At 63.4% G+C, this 20517-nt stretch carries 18 protein-coding genes and 1 rRNA gene; 13 read left to right on the top strand and 6 right to left on the bottom strand.

What is annotated here, in order from left to right; all coding sequences use genetic code 11:
* The 8 genes from rrf to GPX89_RS34395 all read left to right on the top strand — a co-directional run bounded on the left by rrf (position 1) and on the right by GPX89_RS34395 (position 4313).
* A 5S ribosomal RNA gene (gene rrf, locus GPX89_RS34430) occupies positions 1-117 on the top strand.
* 105 nt (positions 118-222) lie between these two features.
* The gene (locus GPX89_RS34425) at positions 223-738 is read left to right on the top strand and encodes an SUKH-3 domain-containing protein (protein ID WP_157391867.1); all 516 of its coding nucleotides are present in this window, start codon (positions 223-225) and stop codon (positions 736-738) included.
* Positions 739-843: 105 nt separating this feature from the next.
* On the top strand, positions 844-1362 hold the full coding sequence (locus GPX89_RS34420; RefSeq protein WP_157391866.1) for a hypothetical protein: 519 nt from the start codon (positions 844-846) through the stop codon (positions 1360-1362).
* Complete coding sequence (locus GPX89_RS34415) at positions 1322-1867, top strand: hypothetical protein (RefSeq protein WP_157391865.1); 546 nt, start codon at positions 1322-1324, stop codon at positions 1865-1867. Before GPX89_RS34420 ends, GPX89_RS34415 begins: the two co-directional genes overlap by 41 nt.
* Positions 1868-1913: 46 nt before the next feature.
* A protein-coding gene (locus tag GPX89_RS34410; protein WP_157391934.1) for an IS3 family transposase occupies positions 1914-3058 on the top strand; the annotation gives its coding sequence in 2 pieces (ribosomal slippage) (positions 1914-2190 and positions 2190-3058; 1146 coding nt in all).
* Positions 2940-3500 carry a toxin glutamine deamidase domain-containing protein gene (locus tag GPX89_RS46350; protein ID WP_407939521.1) on the top strand — a complete coding sequence of 187 codons (561 nt, stop codon included), beginning with the start codon at positions 2940-2942 and terminating at the stop codon, positions 3498-3500. Before GPX89_RS34410 ends, GPX89_RS46350 begins: the two co-directional genes overlap by 119 nt.
* 10 nt (positions 3501-3510) lie before the next feature.
* Positions 3511-3807, top strand: a complete 297-nt coding sequence (locus GPX89_RS34400; protein WP_157391864.1) for a YrhB domain-containing protein — start codon at positions 3511-3513, stop codon at positions 3805-3807.
* Positions 3808-3842: 35 nt separating this feature from the next.
* Positions 3843-4313: an SUKH-3 domain-containing protein gene (locus GPX89_RS34395; RefSeq protein ID WP_157391863.1), complete on the top strand. Its 471-nt coding sequence runs from the start codon at positions 3843-3845 to the stop codon at positions 4311-4313.
* 285 nt (positions 4314-4598) lie between these two features.
* Here the strand turns inward: GPX89_RS34395 and GPX89_RS34390 are convergent, their stop codons facing one another.
* The 5 genes from GPX89_RS34390 to GPX89_RS34370 all read right to left on the bottom strand — a co-directional run bounded on the left by GPX89_RS34390 (position 4599) and on the right by GPX89_RS34370 (position 11551).
* The gene (locus GPX89_RS34390) at positions 4599-8072 is read right to left on the bottom strand and encodes a DEAD/DEAH box helicase family protein (RefSeq protein ID WP_328602634.1); all 3474 of its coding nucleotides are present in this window, start codon (positions 8070-8072) and stop codon (positions 4599-4601) included.
* Positions 8069-9265 (bottom strand): restriction endonuclease subunit S, encoded by a 1197-nt coding sequence (locus GPX89_RS34385; RefSeq protein ID WP_157391862.1) that lies wholly within the window; start codon positions 9263-9265, stop codon positions 8069-8071. Before GPX89_RS34385 ends, GPX89_RS34390 begins: the two co-directional genes overlap by 4 nt.
* Complete coding sequence (locus tag GPX89_RS34380) at positions 9262-10773, bottom strand: type I restriction-modification system subunit M (RefSeq protein ID WP_157391861.1); 1512 nt, start codon at positions 10771-10773, stop codon at positions 9262-9264. The genes GPX89_RS34385 and GPX89_RS34380 overlap by 4 nt, the downstream gene beginning before the upstream one ends.
* A 342-nt stretch (positions 10774-11115) precedes the next feature.
* Positions 11116-11340, bottom strand: coding sequence for an eS19 family ribosomal protein (locus tag GPX89_RS34375; protein ID WP_157391860.1), 225 nt, complete (start codon positions 11338-11340; stop codon positions 11116-11118).
* A gap of 7 nt (positions 11341-11347) precedes the next feature.
* Complete coding sequence (locus GPX89_RS34370) at positions 11348-11551, bottom strand: hypothetical protein (protein ID WP_157391859.1); 204 nt, start codon at positions 11549-11551, stop codon at positions 11348-11350.
* Positions 11552-11778: 227 nt separating this feature from the next.
* Here GPX89_RS34370 and GPX89_RS34365 point away from each other — a divergent pair, with 227 nt between their 5' ends.
* The 5 genes from GPX89_RS34365 to GPX89_RS34345 are packed head-to-tail and all read left to right on the top strand — an operon-like array spanning position 11779 to position 16568.
* Positions 11779-12678, top strand: coding sequence for a helix-turn-helix domain-containing protein (locus tag GPX89_RS34365; RefSeq protein WP_157391858.1), 900 nt, complete (start codon positions 11779-11781; stop codon positions 12676-12678).
* Complete coding sequence (locus tag GPX89_RS34360) at positions 12675-12881, top strand: DUF397 domain-containing protein (RefSeq protein ID WP_328602633.1); 207 nt, start codon at positions 12675-12677, stop codon at positions 12879-12881. Before GPX89_RS34365 ends, GPX89_RS34360 begins: the two co-directional genes overlap by 4 nt.
* A gap of 48 nt (positions 12882-12929) precedes the next feature.
* Positions 12930-13250, top strand: coding sequence for a DUF6416 domain-containing protein (locus tag GPX89_RS46345; protein WP_407939514.1), 321 nt, complete (start codon positions 12930-12932; stop codon positions 13248-13250).
* Positions 13251-13269: 19 nt separating this feature from the next.
* A complete protein-coding gene (locus GPX89_RS34350; protein ID WP_157391856.1) occupies positions 13270-15327 on the top strand; it encodes an McrB family protein in 2058 nt (685 codons plus the stop codon).
* Positions 15324-16568: an McrC family protein gene (locus tag GPX89_RS34345; RefSeq protein ID WP_157391855.1), complete on the top strand. Its 1245-nt coding sequence runs from the start codon at positions 15324-15326 to the stop codon at positions 16566-16568. Before GPX89_RS34350 ends, GPX89_RS34345 begins: the two co-directional genes overlap by 4 nt.
* Positions 16569-16689: 121 nt before the next feature.
* Here GPX89_RS34345 and GPX89_RS34340 read toward each other — a convergent pair whose 3' ends face one another.
* Positions 16690-20469, bottom strand: a complete 3780-nt coding sequence (locus GPX89_RS34340) for a DEAD/DEAH box helicase (RefSeq protein ID WP_198347725.1) — start codon at positions 20467-20469, stop codon at positions 16690-16692.
* Between the last annotated feature and the right edge of the window lie 48 nt (positions 20470-20517).

The raw sequence follows: 20517 nt of genomic DNA, 5'->3' as shown, positions 1-20517 counted from the left end.
TACGGCGGCTATAGCGGTGGGGAAACGCCCGGTCCCATTCCGAACCCGGAAGCTAAGGCCACCTGCGCCGATGGTACTGCACTCGACAGGGTGTGGGAGAGTAGGACACCGCCGGAACATCATTCGCAAAACCCCCTGACTTCGGTCAGGGGGTTTTCGCGTATCTGGACAACTACACCAAATCGATACGCACCCACAGCTTTCCAGCGGCGAATAATCTCTATGCGCTTCTTCTGGCCCAATCCCATTACGGCACAAGCTCTCACAGCAGCTGGCTGGACCTCCCGCCGCCGCATCGACATCACCGAATGGACAGACCGCCTGGAAGCTGAAGGCTTCCACGTCTCCCGCCCCGCGGCCACCATCCTCAAGCGCTTCGGCAACCTCGCAATCCGCCCACCAGAAATCCCCAGCGCTCTGTGGTCGGAAGACCCACTATTCTTCGACCCCATCGACGTAGCCCACGGCATGTACGACCGCTACGCCGACTTCGAATTGGCCCTCGGCCGCCGAATGACCCCAATCGCGGTCAATGCCACCGGCACAACCTTCCTCCTGGTCCTCGACAACGGCAACGTCGTCTCCGACTCCACTTCGGCCCTCCACCTCCTGGGCCCCACCTTCCCCCAAGCCCTGGATCTCATAATCCGCCGCCACCGCGAGCCCGACCTCCTCCTCGCTCACAGCCCTCACCCCACCCGGGTGGCGCAGAGTTTCAGCTCCCCTCTGGTTTGCTGAAAAGCTGCTGTACGATCCACCGTCGGACGCGCCTGCTTCGGCCTCGAAGACGCGCTTCAAACGGCGCTCCTCACCGAAACCAAGGCCCTCGAGGACTGCAGCGGAATGGCCGGCGTCGACGAGGCCGGTGTCGCCTGGGGCAAGGCATACGACCAACGCGTGACCGACCTCCTCGGCATGGTCTCCAACCTCGGTGAAGCACTGGAGCAAATCGGCGGCGTGATCGTCCAGGCCGGCTACAACCACTACCTGGCCGAATACAACAGCATCGTCGATCACACGGGTTCCCCGACCGCGATGCCGCCCGTCCCTGCTCCGTCCTGCCGCATCTACGGCAGCCCACCATCTGCGGGTGGCCCCAGCCACGGCCTGCGCGACGACGCCAAATCCCTCATCCGTCTCGCCGACAAGGTGGGCCTCCCGGTCCCCGACGGTGATACTGGAAAGCTGCAAACCGCCGCCGACGCCTGGAGTCGTCTGCACACGGCCCACTCCGAGGCTTCGGTCCTGAAGAACGCCGCCGGAGTCCTGCAACGCAACGACTCCGAAGACGCCCAACAGCTCTCCCAAAAACTCCTCGACCTTGCAAGGCGCACTCGACGATGTCCTCGGCGCCTGCGGTGACCTCTCCACTTTCTGCACCGACCAGAAATCCGCGCTCGACAACCTCCGCCACGAAATCCTGACCGACATCCTGAAGGAACTCTGCCTCGCCCTCGGGGCCGACCTGGCGCTTACATACGCAGCATCCTTTCTGACCTTCGGCGTGAGCGCACTCGTCGGAACCGCCGCGACGGAGGGCATTGTCGCCACCTACGCGACGCGTGTTGCCGAGGCGGTAAAGAGCTGGAGCACGGCCAAACGACTCTGGGAATCACAGGTTGTTCTGCGCGATATGAGCAAGCCCCGCGCGGCGGTACTCGAGGCGAAGAGCCTTCGCCGAGGAGCGTTTTCACCCGCTGGCAAGGCCGAGTTGGCGAGTTTGCCCGAGGGCGCTGCCATCTCGAGCGCCAACGCCGATCAGGCCCTGTTCGACAAGTTCTTCCCCGAACTCGCCAACATCAACCCGATGTACAAAACCGGCGAGTGGGGTGGGCTGTCCCCGATGAATGAGACCACTTGGTATTAGAGTCCTTGTTTGGCCTGGTGAGGGCCGAGAAGGGACACTGATCGACATGGCAGGACGCAAGCGGCATTCCGCGGAGGACATCGTGCGGAAGCTGCGCCGTGCCGACGAGCTGACCGCCGCCGGTAAGACCGGCGAGGAGGCTGCCGCCGAAATCGGGGTATCAGCGGCGACGCTGTACAACTGGCGCCGCCAGTACGGCGGAGTCGATACCGACGCGGCCAAAGAGCTCAAGGAACTGCGAGAGCAGAATGCCCGCCTCAAGCGGCTGCTCGCGGATGCCGAACTGGAAAAGGACGCGTTGCGCGAGATCGCACGGGGAAAATTCTGAGCCCAGCGGCCAAGCGCCGCGCCGTCGACATGCTTCGTGAGTGCAAGAGCATGTCGGAACGGTTCGCGTGCAAGGTCGTTGGGCTGGCGCGGTCGACCTATCGGCGGCTGCCTATCAAGAACACTGCGACCGATCCGGATGCCGGTTTGCGGGCGTGGTTGCGCTCGTACGCGGTCAAGAATCCCGGGCATGGGTTCCGGCGCGCCTGGGCGGGGCTGCGGTTCGACGAGGGCGCGAGGGTCAACATCAAGAAGGTCCACCGGCTCTGGCGCGAGGAGGGCCTGCAGGTCCGCCAACATCACCCCCGCAAACGGGCCGGGGTTTCCTCGGTCCCGCCGGTCGAGGCCGATGCGCCGAAGGTGGTGTGGGCGTTGGATTTCCAGTTCGATTCCACCACCGACGGCCGAGCGGTGAAGATCGCGTCGATGATCGACGAGCACACCCGCGAATCGCTGCTGCACGTGGTGGAACGCTCGATCACCGCCGAGCGACTGGTCGCCGAGTTGGAGAAGGTGTTCGCCGCGGCCGGCGGCCCACCGAGAGTGCTGCGGATGGACAACGGCCCGGAGATGATTTCCGCTGCCCTGCAACAATTTTGCGGCGATCGGGTCGGGATCTCCTACATTCCGCCTGGCACACCCTGGAACAACGGCTTCGTCGAATCGTTCAACCGGCGGCTACGGACCGAGTGCCTCAACCGCAACCACTGGACGACCCTGCTCGAGGCCCGGGTGGTGATCGGCGATTTCAAGGCCGACCACAATCGGCGGCACCGGCATTCGGCGCTGGGCTACAAAACGCCGGCCGAGTACGCTGCGGCCTGCACCCACACCCACCACCCGGTGGCCTGCGGGACCAACTGAGCACGGAACGAAATCACCTGGCTCTACTCCCGGGTGGTCTCGTCATCGGGGACCGGTCAGGGGATTCCGGAACAACTGTCAGTCCTGTGTCGTCTCAGTCGAAGAGCGTCTCGCCGGGAACGAGGTCACCGCAGTCCGCCGTTCGGACAAGGCCGCCACCGACTTCACCTGGCCGGACGACGTTCTCAACGCAGTCGGGCACGGAAACTCCTTCCACCAGGTCTCCGGTTACAAGGAGATCGAGCAACAACTCCTCGACGCCGGACCAGGCTCCCGCGGCATCGTCCACGGAGTGTGGCTCGACGAGAACGGCCTCTACGAATCGGGCCACGTCTTCAATGTCATCAACAGAGGCGGCAAGATCTTCTACGTGGACGGCCAAACCGGAACCTGGGCCGACCTCCACAACTACAGCGGCTTCGAATTCCTCCGAACGAACTGAAAGAGCCAACATGGATGAACCCCAGGCACGCGCACTGGCAGCAAACTATCTCGAGGGCTTCTCCTCCGCGGAGCGCCCCCTGTCCTTGTACCCCTCCTCGAAGGACTACAGCCGGTGCTTCACCTTCGGCTGGAACACCCAGCGCTACCTCGAAACTCGAAATATGTCGGACTCGATGGGCCCCGGCACCGGCCCCATCGTCGTGGTGAAAGGCAGCGGTGATGTCTGGATGCTCTCCAGCACACCGTCTTTCGACACCCAACTCGCCACCTACGCCGCAGAGCACGATATTGAACTGGCTGATTGACGGGTAGCATCTGCCGATCGGTATCGGATGATGCTATGAAGATCGACTGGCCGAATCCGGTCACTTCCGAGGTTGTCCCTGCGGCCGGTTGGACGCCGGATCGCCGGATTGACGTCACGGATTGGTTTGCTGATCTGGACGACCAGGGATACCTCATGTCCCCAGCTGCCGTCGAAATCCTGGAGAGCTTCGGCAAGCTCGCTCTGCGCCCGCCAGAAGCCCCTGAAGCGCTGTGGGGTGCTGATCCGATCTTCTTCGACCCGCTCGAGGTCGGTGACGGAAATTACGACCGTTACGCGGATCTGGAAGCAAAGGTCGGGCATCGGATGTCGCCGCTGGCGGCCAAATCCAGCGGCACGAGTTCGCTCCTCATCTTGGACGACGGTCGCGTAGTTTCGGACGATGTTCTCGGACTTCGGCTCTTGGGAACTACTTTTCCCGAAGCGGTCGATCTCGTTCTGCGCCGATACCGGAGGCCGGAGTTCCTCCTTCGATACGCCCGCTGACGATGGCAGTGTCAATCGCTGAGAATATCCCGTAGTGGGTGTCGGTGATTCTGATACGAGTCTGCCGATGGTTCTCGCCCGCTCCGAGAGCAAGAACAACGTCACGGGGGCAAGGCGATACTCGAGCTTCGGCACCCACCGACGAGCGAATGTCCCGCTGCCCAACGCTTCGAAGATCCAACCCCACCCATGACGAAGCCTTCGAGAAAGACAGCGCGACGGTTCGGCCTTCCTCCGCACATCGGATGCCGATCGGAGGGGACGCCGAACCGTCGCTGGTTCGGATCAGGTGGCGATCCGGTCGGAGAGTTCCTGATCGCCTACCGGAACTGCTGTCGTACGGAGATTCCTCAGCACCGCGACCATCCCATTGACCTCGTCCTCCGTGAAGAGGTCTTCGGGTCCTTTGGGGGCCAGCGACAGGAACGGTGGCTTCCACAGCGCCTTGACCTCGACTAGACCGTTTTGGGCGATGACATCGATGAGCAGATCGAGGAAGTGCAGCTGGTTGGCGGTGAGGTTCTTGCCCGCTTGGAACTGGTCGAACGCCTCGGCGGCGGCTTCTCGGTCGAGGCCGGTCAGCGAGCGCAGGAACAGCCCCAGTCCGCCGTGCTCGGATTTGGCGTGCTCGATGTCGGCATCGGTGCCGAATCCGTTGTCCAGGAAGATCTTCTCCAGCTCGGTGAGGTCGGCGGTGGTGATCTGCTTGTTGCGCAGGATCTTCTGGACCGCCAACTGGTCCTCGTGGCTGCGTAGGTAGGTGCGGACCTTGGACTGGAATCGGGCCATGCCCTTGCCGCTGCCGGGCAGACCCTTCACCTCGGTGACGGTGATGTCGCCGAGTTCGTCCTCGAAGTCGGTGTACAGCGGGTTCTGCTTCCCCTTCGGCTGGATGTTCTTCACCAGTCCGCGTAGTCGGCGGCGCATGGTTTCCAGCATGGGCAGGGTGACGTCCTCCCACCAGGCATCGCCGGCGACGTCCTCGATGAAGTCGTAGCGCTGCTTGATGGCGGTGATGCTTTGCAGGGTCGGGTCGTGCAGCTGGGAGGCGATCTCCTGCACCTGTTCCCGCAGTTTCGTGAATTTCGGGTCGGCGGTGAGCACCGCCAGTTGCAGTCGCAGCGCGAGATAGTCGAAACGCTTGGCCTGCGGGCTGTTCTCGTTCTCCTTGTATTCGGTGGGCAGCGCCGCCAGTTCGTCGACCCGGATGCGGATGTCGGGGGTGACGATGTCCCAGCTGTTCGGTTTGCTGAACTCCTCGACGTAGCGGAGCTTGTGGCGGACCTCCACGTTCTGCGGGTTCATGTTCGCCACCTCGAGTTGCAGCCTGTCGGCCAGCTGCCAGCGCAGGTCGAGAGTGGAGCCGGGCTCGGTGTCGGCGATCTCGGCGGGTCGCTGGCCGGGCTGCTGCATCTGGTCGATATCGCGCAGCAGGTCGGCGCGGGCGCTGAACAGCCGTTCGCTCATCGACGGCTGCGCACGGCCCTCGGCGGTCGGGATGTCCTGGTTGAAGAATTCGATGTTCTCGCACAGGTCGAACACCAGGAAACCGGTCTTGTCCTGGTTGGGGCCGAACAGGTCCGGGCACAGGCGGGTGCCGCGGCCGATCATCTGCCAGTACTTGGTCTTGGACCGCACCAGTTTCGCGAATACCAGGTTCACCACCGCGGGCACGTCGAGACCAGTGTCGAGCATGTCCACCGACACGGCGATATGCGGTGCGCTGTTGGTGTTCTCGAACTTGTCGATGAGGCTCTGGGCGTGGCTGACCTGGTTGGTGATCAGCTTCGCGAATTCGCCCTTGTACTCCGGGAACAGCGCGTCGAAACGCTCCACGATCAGCTCGGCGTGCTTCTGGTTGCGGGCGAAGACGATCGTCTTGCCGAGACGTTCACCGTCGGCGACTTTCGCGCCGTACCGCATCAGCGTCTCGAGCATCTTGTCGATGGTGTCCTTGTTGAACAGGAAGCGGTTCAGGTCGTCCGCGGCGACCTCGTCCGGGACGCCGGAGTCCTCGTCCCACTCCAGTCCGTCCCACTTCTCCTTCTCCTCGTCGGGGAGATCGTCGTAGCGGATGCCGTGCAACTGGAATTTCAACGGCACCGCGACGGCCTTCGGCGGCACCAGATAGCCTTCCGCGACGGCCTGTTCCAGATCGTAGGAGTCGGTGGGCACCCCGTCCTCGAGGCCGAACAGCCGATAGGTGTTGCGGTCGACCTCGTCCTTCGGCGTGGCGGTCAAACCGACCAGTAGCGAATCGAAGTGCTCGAAGATGGCGCTGTACTTCTGGTACACCGACCGGTGCGCCTCATCGATGATGACCAGATCGAAGTAGCCCGGCCCGAACCTGCGCTCCTCCTTGTCGTCCAACTCGTTGATCATGTTCAACATCGTCGGATAGGTGGAGACGTAGACGCGGGCGTCGGTGCTCTTCTCGGTCAGCAGATTCACCGTCGGCATCCCCGGCAGGTGCGCCTTGAACGCGTTCACCGCCTGATTCACCAACACCTGCCGATCCGCAAGGAACAGGACCCGCTTCACCCATCCGGCCTTGTTCAGCAGATCCACCAGCGCGATCACGGTGCGGGTTTTGCCGGTGCCGGTCGCCATGACCAGCAGCGCCTGCCGCTGCTTGTCCTCTTCGAAGTGCTCACCGATCCGACGGATGGCGCGAATCTGATAATGCCGGTTGGCGATCTCCTCGTTGACCTTCTCCGTGCTCAGCGTCTTGCGCCCCGCACGACGCGAAACCAATAGCCGCAGTTGATCTTTGGTGTAGAAGCCCTGCACCCGGCGAGGAGGATAGAAGGCGTCGTCCCAGATGTGGGTGTCGTAGCCGTTGGTGTAGAAGATCACCGGCCGCTGCCCGTGCTGCTGCTCGAGCGCGTCCGCGTACAACTGCGCCTGATGCTTGCCCGCCTCGGCGCTCTTGGAGGCGCGTTTGGCCTCGACCAGCCCGAGCGGTTTCCCGTTGTCGTCCCACAGCACGTAATCGACATGCCCGGTGCCGCTTTCGGTCGGCATCCCGGTCACCGTGTACTCACGATCGTTCGGACCCGACAGGTCCCACCCGGCCTCCTTCAACAGCAGATCGATCAGATATGTGCGGGTCTCGGCCTCGTTGTAGTCGTGGTGATCGGGCCGGGCCGCATTGGCCGCCTTCGCGGCCTTGATCTCCGCGCGCAGCTGCGCGAGCTCCGCCTCCCACTCCTTGGATTTGCTTCGCTCCTCGGCCAACTGCTTGCGATGCGCTTCGAGATCGGCCGCCATCTGCTGAATCTCGGCCTGCTTCTTGCGCCGCACCTCGGCCGGAATCGGCTTGGGAATCAGATTCGCATCGAAGGCGAGCACATCGGCCGGCACATGCTGGGCCTGCAGCGCATACGTGCGGGCCATCCAGAACATGACGTGAAACAGCTCGGCCACGACCATGATCGCATCGGCGGCCGCCACCGGGTTCTTCCGGTGCACGGCGATATTGCCCTGCCGACGCACCACATCCATCTTCGCCGACAGCCCCGCCCCGACGAGGTCCTTCAACGTCGGCTCGTGAATCATCCCCGACAGATCGGAGTGATACGGCTTCTTCAGCGTCCCATCGGCCTGAAACACCCACTCCAGTGCCAACTCCAGCGCCCGTCGCGCATAGAAACACGACACCCGCGGATCGCCCACCGCCGCCCGCTCCGCCCGCACCGCCTCCGCGAACAGCTCCGGCCACTCCGGCCGCAGGAACGCGAAATTGCTGCCATTGCTCACGAGACACCCTCCCCTACAAGATCTTTCGCCTCATGCTGCCACAGCTCGCCTCGGAAGGCTCGGGATTGGAGGGAGGCGAAGAGGGCGTCGAGTTCGGCGAGATGATTGCGGTGTTCCTCCGCGATGAACTGCACGCTTTGCAGACGATCACCGAACCGGCGCTGCTGCTCCAGTGAGGCGTCCGGCACCTCGATACTCCGTATTTGCTCAAAGTTAAGGCCGGGCTTAGTCTGCCCATACTGCATCGACCTTATCTGTTTCTGACCACGGGCCGGTAGGCTAAGAAAGAAGGCAAGGAACTTCGGATCGATGGTGTCCCTCTGTGGGCGTAAAATTGCCACATGCTGGCTTACGTAAGCACCGTCAAGGGTCCCGAGAACGGGTGCAACGCGTCCAATGCGTGAACCTGTGATAGTTAGAAGCACATCACCTTCGAAAACGCGAGTTCGCTTTGCCTCAGCGTTATCCGGTGCGTTCACGTACGCTGCATCGGCATCGTCGATCCAATTCATTCGGACATCGAGGGAGCGAATGAACCGAGTTCCATTCTCTGAATAATACTTTGCCCAGCCGCGACCACCACTTGTGACAAAGCTGAGACTTTCGCTGAGCTTCACTGTCTTCATCGTTGTTGGGAACATGTCGAGGAAGATGGATTGGGCGAGGTCGTCGAGGAGGGCGATGGCCTTCCGCCGCTTCTCCCGCAGCGCATCCACCCGATCCAACACCTCCGCAATCCTCTGCTGCTCCGATATCGATGGGAGGGGCACTGAAATTCGCGCAACGAAAGACGGTCTGGCTCGAAGAAGTGAGCCACCCACACCTGCAACTGTGTTCATGAACTGCGAATGAAAGGCATCGCTAATAAGAAGCTGCCTCAGATAGTTCGGATAAAACATCTTTGACCGAAAGATGATCCATTCACCAGATGCAATCAATCGGCGATCCGTGTGTGGCTCGACAATCCAAGCGCGACGAATGTGGGGAACGATCTTCGACAACAAGACGTCGCCAGGCTTGACTATCTGTTTGTTCGATCCAATCTGCGCTCCTTCTGTAATGTCAGGTGTACCGGTATCGAAGGCCGGAATGCTGTAAAGCTCAAACTCTTCGTCGGGATATTGCGACGGATCTACTGTGCCGCCACGACTCACCATGAATTCCGAGAGCTCCACTTGCGCAACCGAGCTCATCCCAACATTCCCTTCAACTCCGACATGCCCTGCTGGATTTCGGCTTCGATCCGCTCCAATTCCTCGATGATCTCCAGTGGCGGCCGATGCTCGACCTCTTCGTGGACGATCTCCTTGTACCGGTTGAGGGACAGGTCGTAGTCTTGGGCGGCGATGGCGGCCTTGGGTACGCAGAAGCTCTGTGCAGTGCGGGCGCGCTCGCGTTCGCTTCCGTTGCGGCGTCCCCAACGTTCGAGGACGTCGGGGAGGTTGTTCTTGGCGTGCTCACCCTCGGTGAGTTTGGTGGACGGTACAGCGCCGAGCTTGTCCTCGCCCAGCAGCGGAGTCCGCTTGTCGTCGAGGCTGAAACCGTCGGCGGCGACGTCATAGAACCAAACGTGGTCTGTCTCATCGTCTTTGGTGAAGAATAGGATGGCGGTGGAGACACCGGCGTAGGGCTTGAACACACCACTGGGCAGCTTCACGATCGCGTCGAGCTTGTGCTCCTCGACCAGGGTCCGGCGAAGTTCCTTGTGCGCCTTGGTGGATCCGAACAGCACGCCGTCGGGCACGATGACCGCGGCCTTGCCGCCGGGCTTGAGCAGGCGCAGGAACAGCGCCAGGAACAGCAGTTCGGTCTTCTTGGTCTTGACCACCTGGAGCAGGTCCTTGGCGGTGGACTCGTAGTCGAGGCTGCCCGCGAACGGCGGGTTGGCCAGGATCATCGAGTACTTCTCGCCCTCTCCGGCCACGGTTTGCGCGAGGGAGTCGCGGTAGCGGATGTCGGGCTGCTCGATCTCGTGCATGAGCATGTTCATGCTGGCGATGCGCAGCATGGTGGAGTCGAAGTCGAATCCGTGGAACATGCTGTGGTGGAAGTGCTTCTGCTGTTCCAGGTCGGTCAGCATGCGGGGGTGGGTGTGCTTGATGTACTCGGCCGCGCCGACCAGGAAGCCGGCGGTGCCGCATGCCGGGTCGCAGATCTCGTCGTGCGGGCCGGGGGCCATCATCTGCACCATCAGGTCGATGATGTGGCGCGGGGTGCGGAACTGGCCGTTCTGGCCGGCGGAGGCGATCTTGCCCAGCATGTACTCGTACAGGTCGCCCTTGGTGTCGCCCTGGCCGAAGGACATGCCGTCGAGCATGTCGACGGCCTTGGTGAGCAGGTTCGCGGTGGGGATGGTAAAGCGGGCGTCCTTCATGTGGTGGGCGTAGGTGGAGTCCTCGCCGCCCGCCGAGCGCAGCCACGCGAACACCTCGTCGCGCACCGTGGCCAGCATGGCCTCCGGGTCCAGCTCCTTGAACTTCGACCACCGCAGGTGCTCGGTCGCCAAGGTGTAGATCGGATTCTCCACCGGCTCGCCGGTCCAGTGCGCCTGCCGCTCCTTCGCGGTCTGCACGTCGTCCAGGCGGCGCAGGAACATCAGGTAGGTGATCTGTTCGATCACCTCCAGCGGGTTCGAGATCCCGCCCGACCAGAAGGCGTCCCACAATCGGTCGATCTTGCTCCGCAGTTCCCCTGTAATCATGTGGTGAGGGTATCGAACCGCGCCGACGAGCCGACTCCTTTCCCAGGTCGCCGTATCTGTCGGTGGAACGGTCCGCACTGCCCGACATGGCGGGGCGGCCTGATCGCGCCGCGCCGACCATCTTGATCTTCAACCTGTTCGGTCGGCGGCGGAGGCTGACCTGGCGGGTGATGAGGGCGCTATGGAAGCCGACTGCTGGGCCGACGGCGAGTCCTCAGCGCGAAACGCCCCGCGTTGTGCAGAAGGCCCGACCTCCCGATCTGACGACTCGGCGTACCAGCGCCCGTGGTGGAGAGGTCCGGAGCCGAGTCAGCCGAGTCGACCCAGGGATCAGGCCGTGAGCTAGGCGAAACGCCTTCCCTTCGTCATCAGGGCGGCGCGGCCGCGAGGGCTGATTCGCCAGCGGCCGCGGGGGTGGCTGGGGATGATCAGGCCGCGGGATTCGAGTTGGGCGAGGGCGTTTCGGGTTCGCCAGGTGGTCAGGGTTGAGGCCTGTTGGATTTGGGCTGCGGTCAGGACGTTGTCGGGGTGGAGGGCGGCCAGGACGGCTACCTCGGCGGGGGTCATTGTTTGGTCACTTTCGGGGGCGGGAGCGGTGTCTTCCGGTGGGGTGGCCGGTCGAGCGGGGGACGTCGAGGTGGCCGCCGCCGGCGAGCGGGAGCCGTAGGGAAGTTGGGCTTTTCGAGTGGCTGTCGGTGTAGAAGCCCCAGCAGGACCAGAGGATGACAGTGATGCAGAGGGCGATGATCGACAGCAGTGCCCATGCGTCCCAAGGCATTACGGACTCCTGTGACTCGGATCGAGCGATGACGGACGGTGTTGTTCGATGTCTGCTCAGTAGAGGACCTGAGACGTCGAGTTCGCGGCGAGATTGGATGAACCAAAGGAATCCGCCCGTTTCCCCTGCGGGAGTTCCAGGCCACGCGGACAATGGAATCCGCAGTTCTTCAAGCAGTCACCCACGATCGGGCATGCGCGCCATCCAAAGATTTTGGAGCGGTCTTGATGAGCAAGAATCCGACGACGATTCCTCGGCGGCAGTTGGGGAGGCAACTCCGGGAGCTGCGGCAAGCGGTGGGGCTCTCCCTGGCCGATGCGGCCAGGCTGATCGAGCGGGGAGCCGGGACGCTACAACGATTGGAGAAGGGGGAGAATCCGCGGATACGTCAGCTTGACGTCGAGGCGTTGTGCAAGCTCTACGGCGTGCCGGAGGAGCAGACGCAGCAGATGAAGGCTCTCGCGCTGCAAGCGGATCGGCGCACGCGGCCAGTTGATGATTCCCACTGGTGGACGAGATACGAGGATCTGATTCCTGCTGATTTCGAGACTTACATGTCGCTCGAAGTGGCCGCCGAACGGATCACCATGTACCAGCCCGACACCGTGCCCGGAATCATTCAGACGGCTGATTACGCGAGAGCGCTGGATCGTGTGTTCTTCAGCTCGGATACGGTCATGGAGCTGGAGCAGCGGGTGCAGGTTCGGATTCAGCGGCAGGCTGCGATTACTCGTCGATTGTCTCCGGTCGAAGTCGACCTCCTCATCGACGAGGCGGTACTTCGGCGAGTGGCAGGTTCACCCAGAGTCATGGCGGCACAGCTGCGTAGATTGGCCGACACACCGCCGAACGTCAGAGTTCGTGTGGTTCCGTTCCGGGTCGGGTTTCCTGTCGGCGGTCATGTCGGGCCGTTCGTGATGCTGGAGTTTCCTCTCGATCCGAGTACTGGCGAACCGGTGGAGCCCACGACAATCTATGTCGAGTCGTACGGGACACGGTTGTACTTCGACAGCGACACAGACGTCTCCCGCTACCGGGATGCCTACGTGAAGATCGGCCGCGTAGCGTTGAGCGAGACGGACAGCAAGCATCTTCTGAGATCGGTTGCGAAGGAGTATGAATCGTGAATGATCTGGCCGGAGCGCGATGGTTCAAGAGCAGTCGGAGCCAGGGCGGGGAGGCATGCGTAGAGGCTGCTCATCTACGTACTGGCCGGGTTGCTGTGCGTGACTCGAAGTTGGGTGAATGCAGTCCCGTCTTGGTTTTTGATGGTCTAGCCTGGGACAGCTTCACTCGTGCTGTGAAAGCGGGAAGCTTCGATCGGCCGTAGCGACCGAATCGAATTGACGTCCCCACCTCGATCGACAACCCTTGCGGAGTGAACATAGCGACGCAGCCGTGGACTCCTTCCGATGCCGATCTCGCCGCCGAAGTGTGGGATCGATTGTCCGACAAGGCTCGGGCGTTGCTCTCGGTGCTAGTGGATGCTCCGGGGCGGGAGTTCTCCGGTCAGGAGTTGGCGGAGCTGCTCGGGTTGTCGGGGAGCCAGTCGGCGGCGGGGATATTGTCCAGGCCGAGCCGGCTGTGCGCGGAGGCTGGACGCGGATACATGTGGCGGTGGCGGTATCCGGATGGCCAGCCCTGCGTGTACTCGATGGATGAGGACATCGCGGCGCTGTTCCGGGGCGCTCGAGGCTGAAGCCGGACCGAAGGCAGACATGAACATTCGCAACGCGATCGCCGAGTTCGACCGTGCCGCCTTGGCCGAGACGCTCGCCGCGGCCGAGGAACAGCGGCAGCAGGTCTTGAAGCTTTTTCCCTTGGAGGAATGGCCGAGCTTGCCCTTGAGCCGGTATGCGCTGGGGCTCGGAGCTGACGGAGACGATGTCACCTACTGCCGTCTGCTGGAGTTCAACACCCCCGCGCTGGGCAGTATCAGCGGTGGCAGCGCGATCAAACACATGATCTACCGCCATAACTCGGGCGAATGGCGGCTGGCGGCGAACCTGCGGGGTATGGACGTCGAGGACGCGTGGGTGCGACTGCGCGGGGAGTTCGCGGCCGCGCTCGAGGCTGTCGGCCGCGGAGATTTCTCGGTCCTGGACGATCTGCCGGTGCTGCAGTCGGGACAGGCGTTGGCGACCAAGACGCTGTCGGTCTATTACCCGGACCAGTTTCTGCCGATCGCGTCCGGCTCCCACCTGCGAGCATTCGTCCAAGCCCTCGGCGGAACCCCTGAACGCAATGCTCCGGCCTGGCGAGTGAATCGGCACCTTCGTGACATTGTGGCGGCCGATCCAGAACTGGCGCAATGGCATCCGATCGAAGTGATGCACTTCCTCTACTCGGAGTTCGATCCCCGCCCGGAGAAGCGCACCGTGTGGAAGATCGCGCCCGGCCGGAACGCGAGCTTCTGGGACGAATGCCTCAGCGGCGGATACATCTGCGTGGAGTGGGACGAGGTCGGAGACCTGGCCCAGTACACCAGCGACACCGAACTCAAGTTCGCGCTCGACTCCTATTGGCCGCGCACCGCCGGGGGCAATCTGGTCAAGGCGCGAAACCTGCTGGCCTACCGGGATCTTCAACCCGGCGACCGGGTGGTCGCCAACCTGGGCATGACCCACATCCTGGCGATCGGAACGGTCACCGAGGGCTATCGCTTCGACGAATCCCGTGCTCTGGCCAAGCATGTCGTGCCGGTCGCATGGGATACGAGATACGAGCAGGACCTGCCGGAACCGCAGCGGGCCTGGGTTCCCACCTTTGCGAAGGTTTCCGAACAGCTTTTCTCGCAATTCCTTCGGATGGGAGACCTCGCTGAATCCGAGGCTCTCGAAGTGCCCGTCCCCGAGGATGTGTCACAGCTGCTGGCGGTACTCGACCGGAAGAAGCAGGCGATCCTGCACGGTCCACCCGGGACAGGCAAGACCCGCTTGGCCTTGAGCGCCGCATTGGCCGTCGACGGCCGTGCCGCATCGATCGACACGCCCGACCGGGGATCGGCGATCGCGAAAATGCTGGCGGACGGGCGAATTCAGCTCGTCACCTTCCACCCCTCCTACGGTTACGAGGATTTCGTCGAAGGCTACAAGCCGGTCCACGACGCCGCCGCGACCGGACTGCGGCTGGCGCTGACCGACGGACTGTTCCATGACCTGTGCACCGCCGCCGCCAAGGATCGTGATCATGTCTACCTGCTGATCATCGACGAGATCAATCGCGGTGATCTGCCGCGCATCTTCGGCGAGCTGATCACCCTGCTCGAATCCGACAAACGTGGCATCGAGGTGCAGCTCTCGATCAGCAAGCGCCGGTTCGCCGTCCCCGCCAACGTGCGCATCATCGGCACCATGAACACGGCCGACCGCAGTGTCAGCCACCTCGACGCCGCCATTCGCCGCCGCTTCGGATTCGTCTACGTCGGGCCGGATCCCGACGCACTGTCCGGGGCGATCGGCCCGCTCGAGCTGTCGGCCTTCCTTACCTCCCTCAATGGGCGTATCGCTGAATGCCTCGACACCGACCATCAGATCGGTCACGCCTATCTGCTGTGCGACAGCGAACCACTCGCCACCGATGAGGAGCTCTTCACCGCCTACTACCACGACATCGTCCCGCTGCTCGAGGACTACTGCGTCGGGCGCGCGGAACTGCTGCGCCAGATCCTGGGTGGACTGGTGGATCAGGACACCGGCAGACCCGCTCAGGTCGCGGTGCAAGATCTCGCGTCCGCGCTGGCCGCCGAATTCCTGGCCGGCGGGGAAGCCAGTTGACGCCTGAACCCCTCGAACTGTCCGAGTACGAGACGATTTCGGTGCCGTTCGATGATCTCACCGAGCACGACCTGCAACGACTGCGGGCGCTCGAGGCTCAGCGCCGGGTAACCGTGTCCGCCGACCGGCACGGGTGGCGACTGACCGCGGGCGCCACAGTCGGCGTACTCGCACTCGACCGCAGGCGCTTGATCATGACGCCCAAGATCGCCTTCCCACGCAACGCTCTCCTGACGTGGCTGAGCTACGCGATCCACGCCCCGGTGCCGCACGAAGCCACCCGTCGCCGATGGTCGATCGATCGGCACGGGATCGCTGACCCAGTCGCAGCCGCCCTCGCCGATGAATGCCGAATCCTGTTGCGGGACGGTCTTCGTCGCGACTACGTTCCCCACGATCGAGTCGCACCGGTACTGCGAGGCCGTCTGGACATCATGGCGCAAGCGACCAAACGATTCGGTATGGTCGACCAACTCCACGCCCGCACCCATGAACGGGCGGTGCAGGTGTGGGAGAACGAGGTCTGCGGACTTGCGTTGCGAGTCGCCCAGACTCGGGTCGGGGATGCCGGTCTGGCCCGTGAGCTCGCCGCACTGGCTGCCGAATTCCCCACCGGGTCGCGCAGTTCGGTGGCCCGTCACCTGGATCGGGCCCACTACACCCGACTCAACGCTCGCTATCGCCCCGCACTCACCTGGGCCGGATTGCTGCTCCGCGGTGGCGGTGTCACCGACCTGCTGATCGACCGGGGGCTGGATGCGGAGAGTCTGCTGCTGGACATGCCGAGGTTGTGGGAGGCGGCCGCCTGCCGCCTGATCGGGGACGCGGCTCCCGCCGGTGCGGAATTGGTCGCTTCCAGCGGGAAGACAGCTCTCACAGTCTTCGGCGATCGCGAGAGCCGCCCGCCGCTCCGGCCCGATGCCCTGGTCCGTCTGAGCGCCGACCGCGTGCGGCCCGCGCTGCTCCCCATCGACGCGAAGTACAAACGCTATGACTCGAAGACGGTGAGTGCGGCGGACGTGCACCAACTGCTCACCTATATTGCCGGGTACTCGCCGGGCGACTCACCCGTCGCAGCCATCGTGCATCCCAGTCCGGGTGTGCATTCTCATCGGACGTTGCGAATTTCAGGGAACGAACGAAATTTGGGAACCATCCATGTGCTCGGGATCGACACGGGCGCGCAGCCGACCGAGGCGATGACACATGTTCGTGACGCTCTCTGGCCAAGTGTGAAATAGCGTCCGAATCTTACCGTCCGGGCGCAGGCAGCCAGCGGGGCGAGCAGTCCGCCCGGTTCCGTGTATGCCGCGAGAGTGCTGAAATTCGGTGGCGTTGAACAGTTCCCGAAGCCGTCGGGGACTACTCGCGGGTGGGGGCGGGAGTCCAGTGCTCGAGCAGTCCGCCCGGCTTCGCGTGCTCGGCAAGTGCGCTGAAATTCTGCAGTGAGCCCCACCGGTGGAAGTCTCCGATCACGACGAGTCGGCGACGGGCGCGGGTAACGGCGACGTTGAGCAAGTTGGGTGTGCCCGAGGCCCATTCGCGGGCTCGATTTTCGTGGGTGGCGGTGCCCAGGACGAGAATGACGATGTCGGCTTCCTTGCCCTGCGTAGTGTGGACCGTGCCGAGCCGGTCGCGTGGGATCGGCATGCCCTCCCTCCGGAGGTAGCGGTCGAGTGCCGTGGCGACCGCCCGGAATGGGCTCACGATGAAGATCGACTCCGCGAAGCGGGCGGCGATCTCGGCGTCCCGGTCACGTGGGGTGGAGTGGTGGTCGGTGCCCTCTCGCCTCAACTCCTCGTCGACGATCGCCTCGATGCGACTGTGGACCCGACGCAGGATCGTCAGCGCCAGTCGGCCTTCCTCCGGATTCCACTTGCCGCCACTCGTTCGGGCATCGACCTGCACCCAGAGATTTCGGTCGCCCAAGGGAAACGGCTCGTCGCGGCCCGTGACGCCGTAGACCATCATGTTGTCGTAAGCGATGGTGTTACTGACCTCGAACATGAGGGGGTCGCACCGGCGGTGGACGCGCAGTGGTGAACCGACCCAGATCCGCTCGGAGGTGTCGGGCTCGGGCAGCCATGTGCCGTAGGCGTTGACCCGGTCGGCGATCGACTGGACCGACGCGAACTGCGGGGTCCAGCGTTTGGTGAGACCGAACTTGGCGTAGAGACGTTGCTGGCCTTGCCACGGCAATGTCACCACCGGCTCCAACTGCCGCGGGTCGCCCACGACGACCGCACGTCGGCTGCGCCACAGCGCTCCGACGGCGGCCTGCGGTGTCGCCTGTCCCGCTTCGTCGATGAACAACCAGCCGAGGTCTTCTCTTCCGAGCGCGTTGAACATCGTCGGCACGGACGCGAATGTCGTCGAGACCACCGGAACGGCGAAGAACAACATCTGCCATGCCGCACGGGCCTTGTGCGGCGGAAGCTCGACGGGTGCAGCACCTTTGACAACGTCGACGGCCGCGCGCAGGTTGTCCCAGGCGAGTTTGGGCTCGGCGGTCAGAACGGCGTGATGAAGGGCCAGTGCGGCCAGAAACACCCGGGACCGTGCTTCGGCGAATTCCTTGTCCATCCACGGCGCGGATCTCTCCCGCTTCTCCATGGCATTGCGTTGGTCATCGGCCGTGGCTTCCACGCCCAGGGGATTCCATTCGTCGCCGGGAACCGCCCCGTCCCACAATTCTCTCGCCTGCTCGAGCAGCGCCGCTTCCTGCTGAATCTCGAACTGCCGTTGCCGCACAGAGTGAACGGTGGATCGCGCGTTGGTTTGTGCTTGTTGAATCGCCTGGTCGCAGCGGTCCAAACGCTGTCGGCAGTCGTTCACCGCGGCTGCGGCCGTGCTGTATTCGTGCTGGCGCTTGTGCCATTCGGTCTCGTACGACCCGCACAGGGCCTGGGCCGCATCGGCCGAACGACGGGCATCGGTGACCTCGGCGAGGAAGGGCCCCGCGGCGTCCTCCCAGTCCGGCATCGCTGTCCCACCCGAGAGCAGCCGCTTCAACCAGCCGGGCTTGGTGCCCGCATGCGCGTACATTGCTCGCTCAGCGTCACCGAGGCGAGCAAGTGCGGCGCGCGCAGCCGCGTCAGCTGCCTCGAGTGCCTGGACTGCAGTGGAAACCGCCTGTTCTGCACGATTTTTCGCGGAGATTGCGGAAGTCTCGGTGCTGGAGAGATCGGCCCGCATCGCCTGGAGCCGTTGAATCTGTTCAACGTGGTTGCGGGCTTGTCGGCGAAGCGTTCTCAGGTACGGGTCCTCGGTTACCGCCCGCTCGGCGATCTCTGCGACGCGCTGCCGCTCGGCGGCGAGTCGGCGGACGGTCGCGACCGCGTTCCGGAACGTCTGGACCGCCCGCGCGAACAAGTCGGGATCAGGCTGCATACCCTGTTGCGCGAGGTCCCTCAGAATCGGGCTCAATCCCGTGAGCTCTGTATTCGCGGATTGGGGACCACCACGGTCGATGTTTCCCCACCAGAATCTCTTGACGAATTCGGACCTGTTGTTTCGGTTCCCCAATCGTGCGGCCACGGCACCCCAGCACGGTTCTCCCGCGAGCATTGTGGCCGGACCTGAGAAGTATTCGGCATCGGGAAATGTCTGGCGGTCGACGGAGTCCAGCGCCGGCACTTCCATCGTGATGTTTTCCACCGCACCGTTATTCGATGATGCAACCACCATCTCGAATCCGGTCAACTCGGCAATGAGCGGAGTGATCCGCCGGGTGTGCCCGCTCTCGACACATGTCCATTCAACTGTCGAGCTGGAGGAGGCGAAGGCCGCGCGGGGATTCGGCAGATCGGCCAGCCGTTCGGCGCGCTTCACGATGACCGCGGCTATGAGGTCGCGCAGCATGGTGGTCTTGCCAGTTCCCGGCGGGCCGTTGACCGCATAGATTCCACGGGCCTCGGGATCGCCCAGAGTGGCGAGGATCTGGTTGACCGCGAATTGCTGACTCAGGTTCAACGGATGCTCCGGCTTGGCCGGCCAGCGTCCGAGCGGCATCGCCTCTGGGGATACCGCTTTCAGCATCTCGTGCGGCTGCTGGCGTACGTCGATCCGGCCGTCCGCGTTGATCGACTCGTCCGAACGCAGATAGGCCGTCAACGCTCGCCCGGCATTCCTGTCGAGAATCTCGGTAGCGACCTTCTCCAGGTCCTTGGCGTAGAAGCTGTTGATGATCTCGTCGCCGGACATCTCGTCGGCATGTTTCGCCGAGACCCGGAAGGACTTCACCCAGATCTCGGTCGGTTCGAGGACATCGTCCACGCCAAGTGCCTCGGCCACCCAGCGTGTGATTGCTGAAAGATCCTCGACAGTAAGGGCTTTCGTACCGAGATTCTTGGGTGTCGATTCCTGGTCGGCGGCGTTCTCCGCAGACGGCTCCTCGTCGTTCTCGGTCTTCTTCGCCCGCTTCTCGATTGCCGATGTCGCATCCTTCGCGAGCGCGTCGGACATCTTCTCGGCGACTTTGCCGGCCACTTCACCAAAGTGTTCGGTGACCGCGGTGCCGACGATGCCGGCCAAGGAGGCCAGCCCGCCGGTCGCCATATCGAGCGCCACCCGGGCACTCACGCCTGCGATGGCTCGCAAGACTCGCTTACCACCCGATTCGGGGTTTCCAGATGCTTCGATGCGGACTCGGCCATCGCCGATTTCGAACAACGTGGCCCGTATGTCCTTACTGCAATCGTCGAACCCATCCAGCCATTCGCTACTGCCAGGACCCGGGGGCAGGACGGTTCTGCCCAGGGCCCAAGCGCAGGAGGACACGGTGACGCTCTCCCTGTACAAGCGCCCGGTGTCATCGAGGGTGAGACTGAGAAGCGCACTCTGGCCGTTGATTCGACCAGCGTGATCGGGATCGGGTTCCGGGGTGGGCAGCGCGGTTTGCAGCACGTCGCGGATCTTCTCGATGTCGAAGACGCCCGCGTATACGGTGTGCCGCCAGACGAAGCCGGGGAAGATCGGCTTGGCCTCGCGTTCCCAGGGCAGAAGCTGTCCGGTGAAGACTCGCTCGACCTCTTTGGGGGCCTTTTTCGGTGAGTCGACCTGCTGCGGACTGAAATACTCCACCGCGCGCCAGAATCGAACGATCCTGGCCTGCCGCTCGGCCTCCGCGATTGCGCTGTCCATCCCTGCCGACCTCCCCCAAAAACGTTGGTGCACTGGCGAAAACAATAC

It is taken from the genome of Nocardia terrae (genome assembly GCF_009760405.1).
Taxonomy (GTDB): Bacteria; Actinomycetota; Actinomycetes; order Mycobacteriales; family Mycobacteriaceae; genus Nocardia; species Nocardia terrae.
The sequence above is the reverse complement of the archived record's forward strand: the minus strand, read 5'-3'. Positions and strand labels throughout refer to the sequence as shown.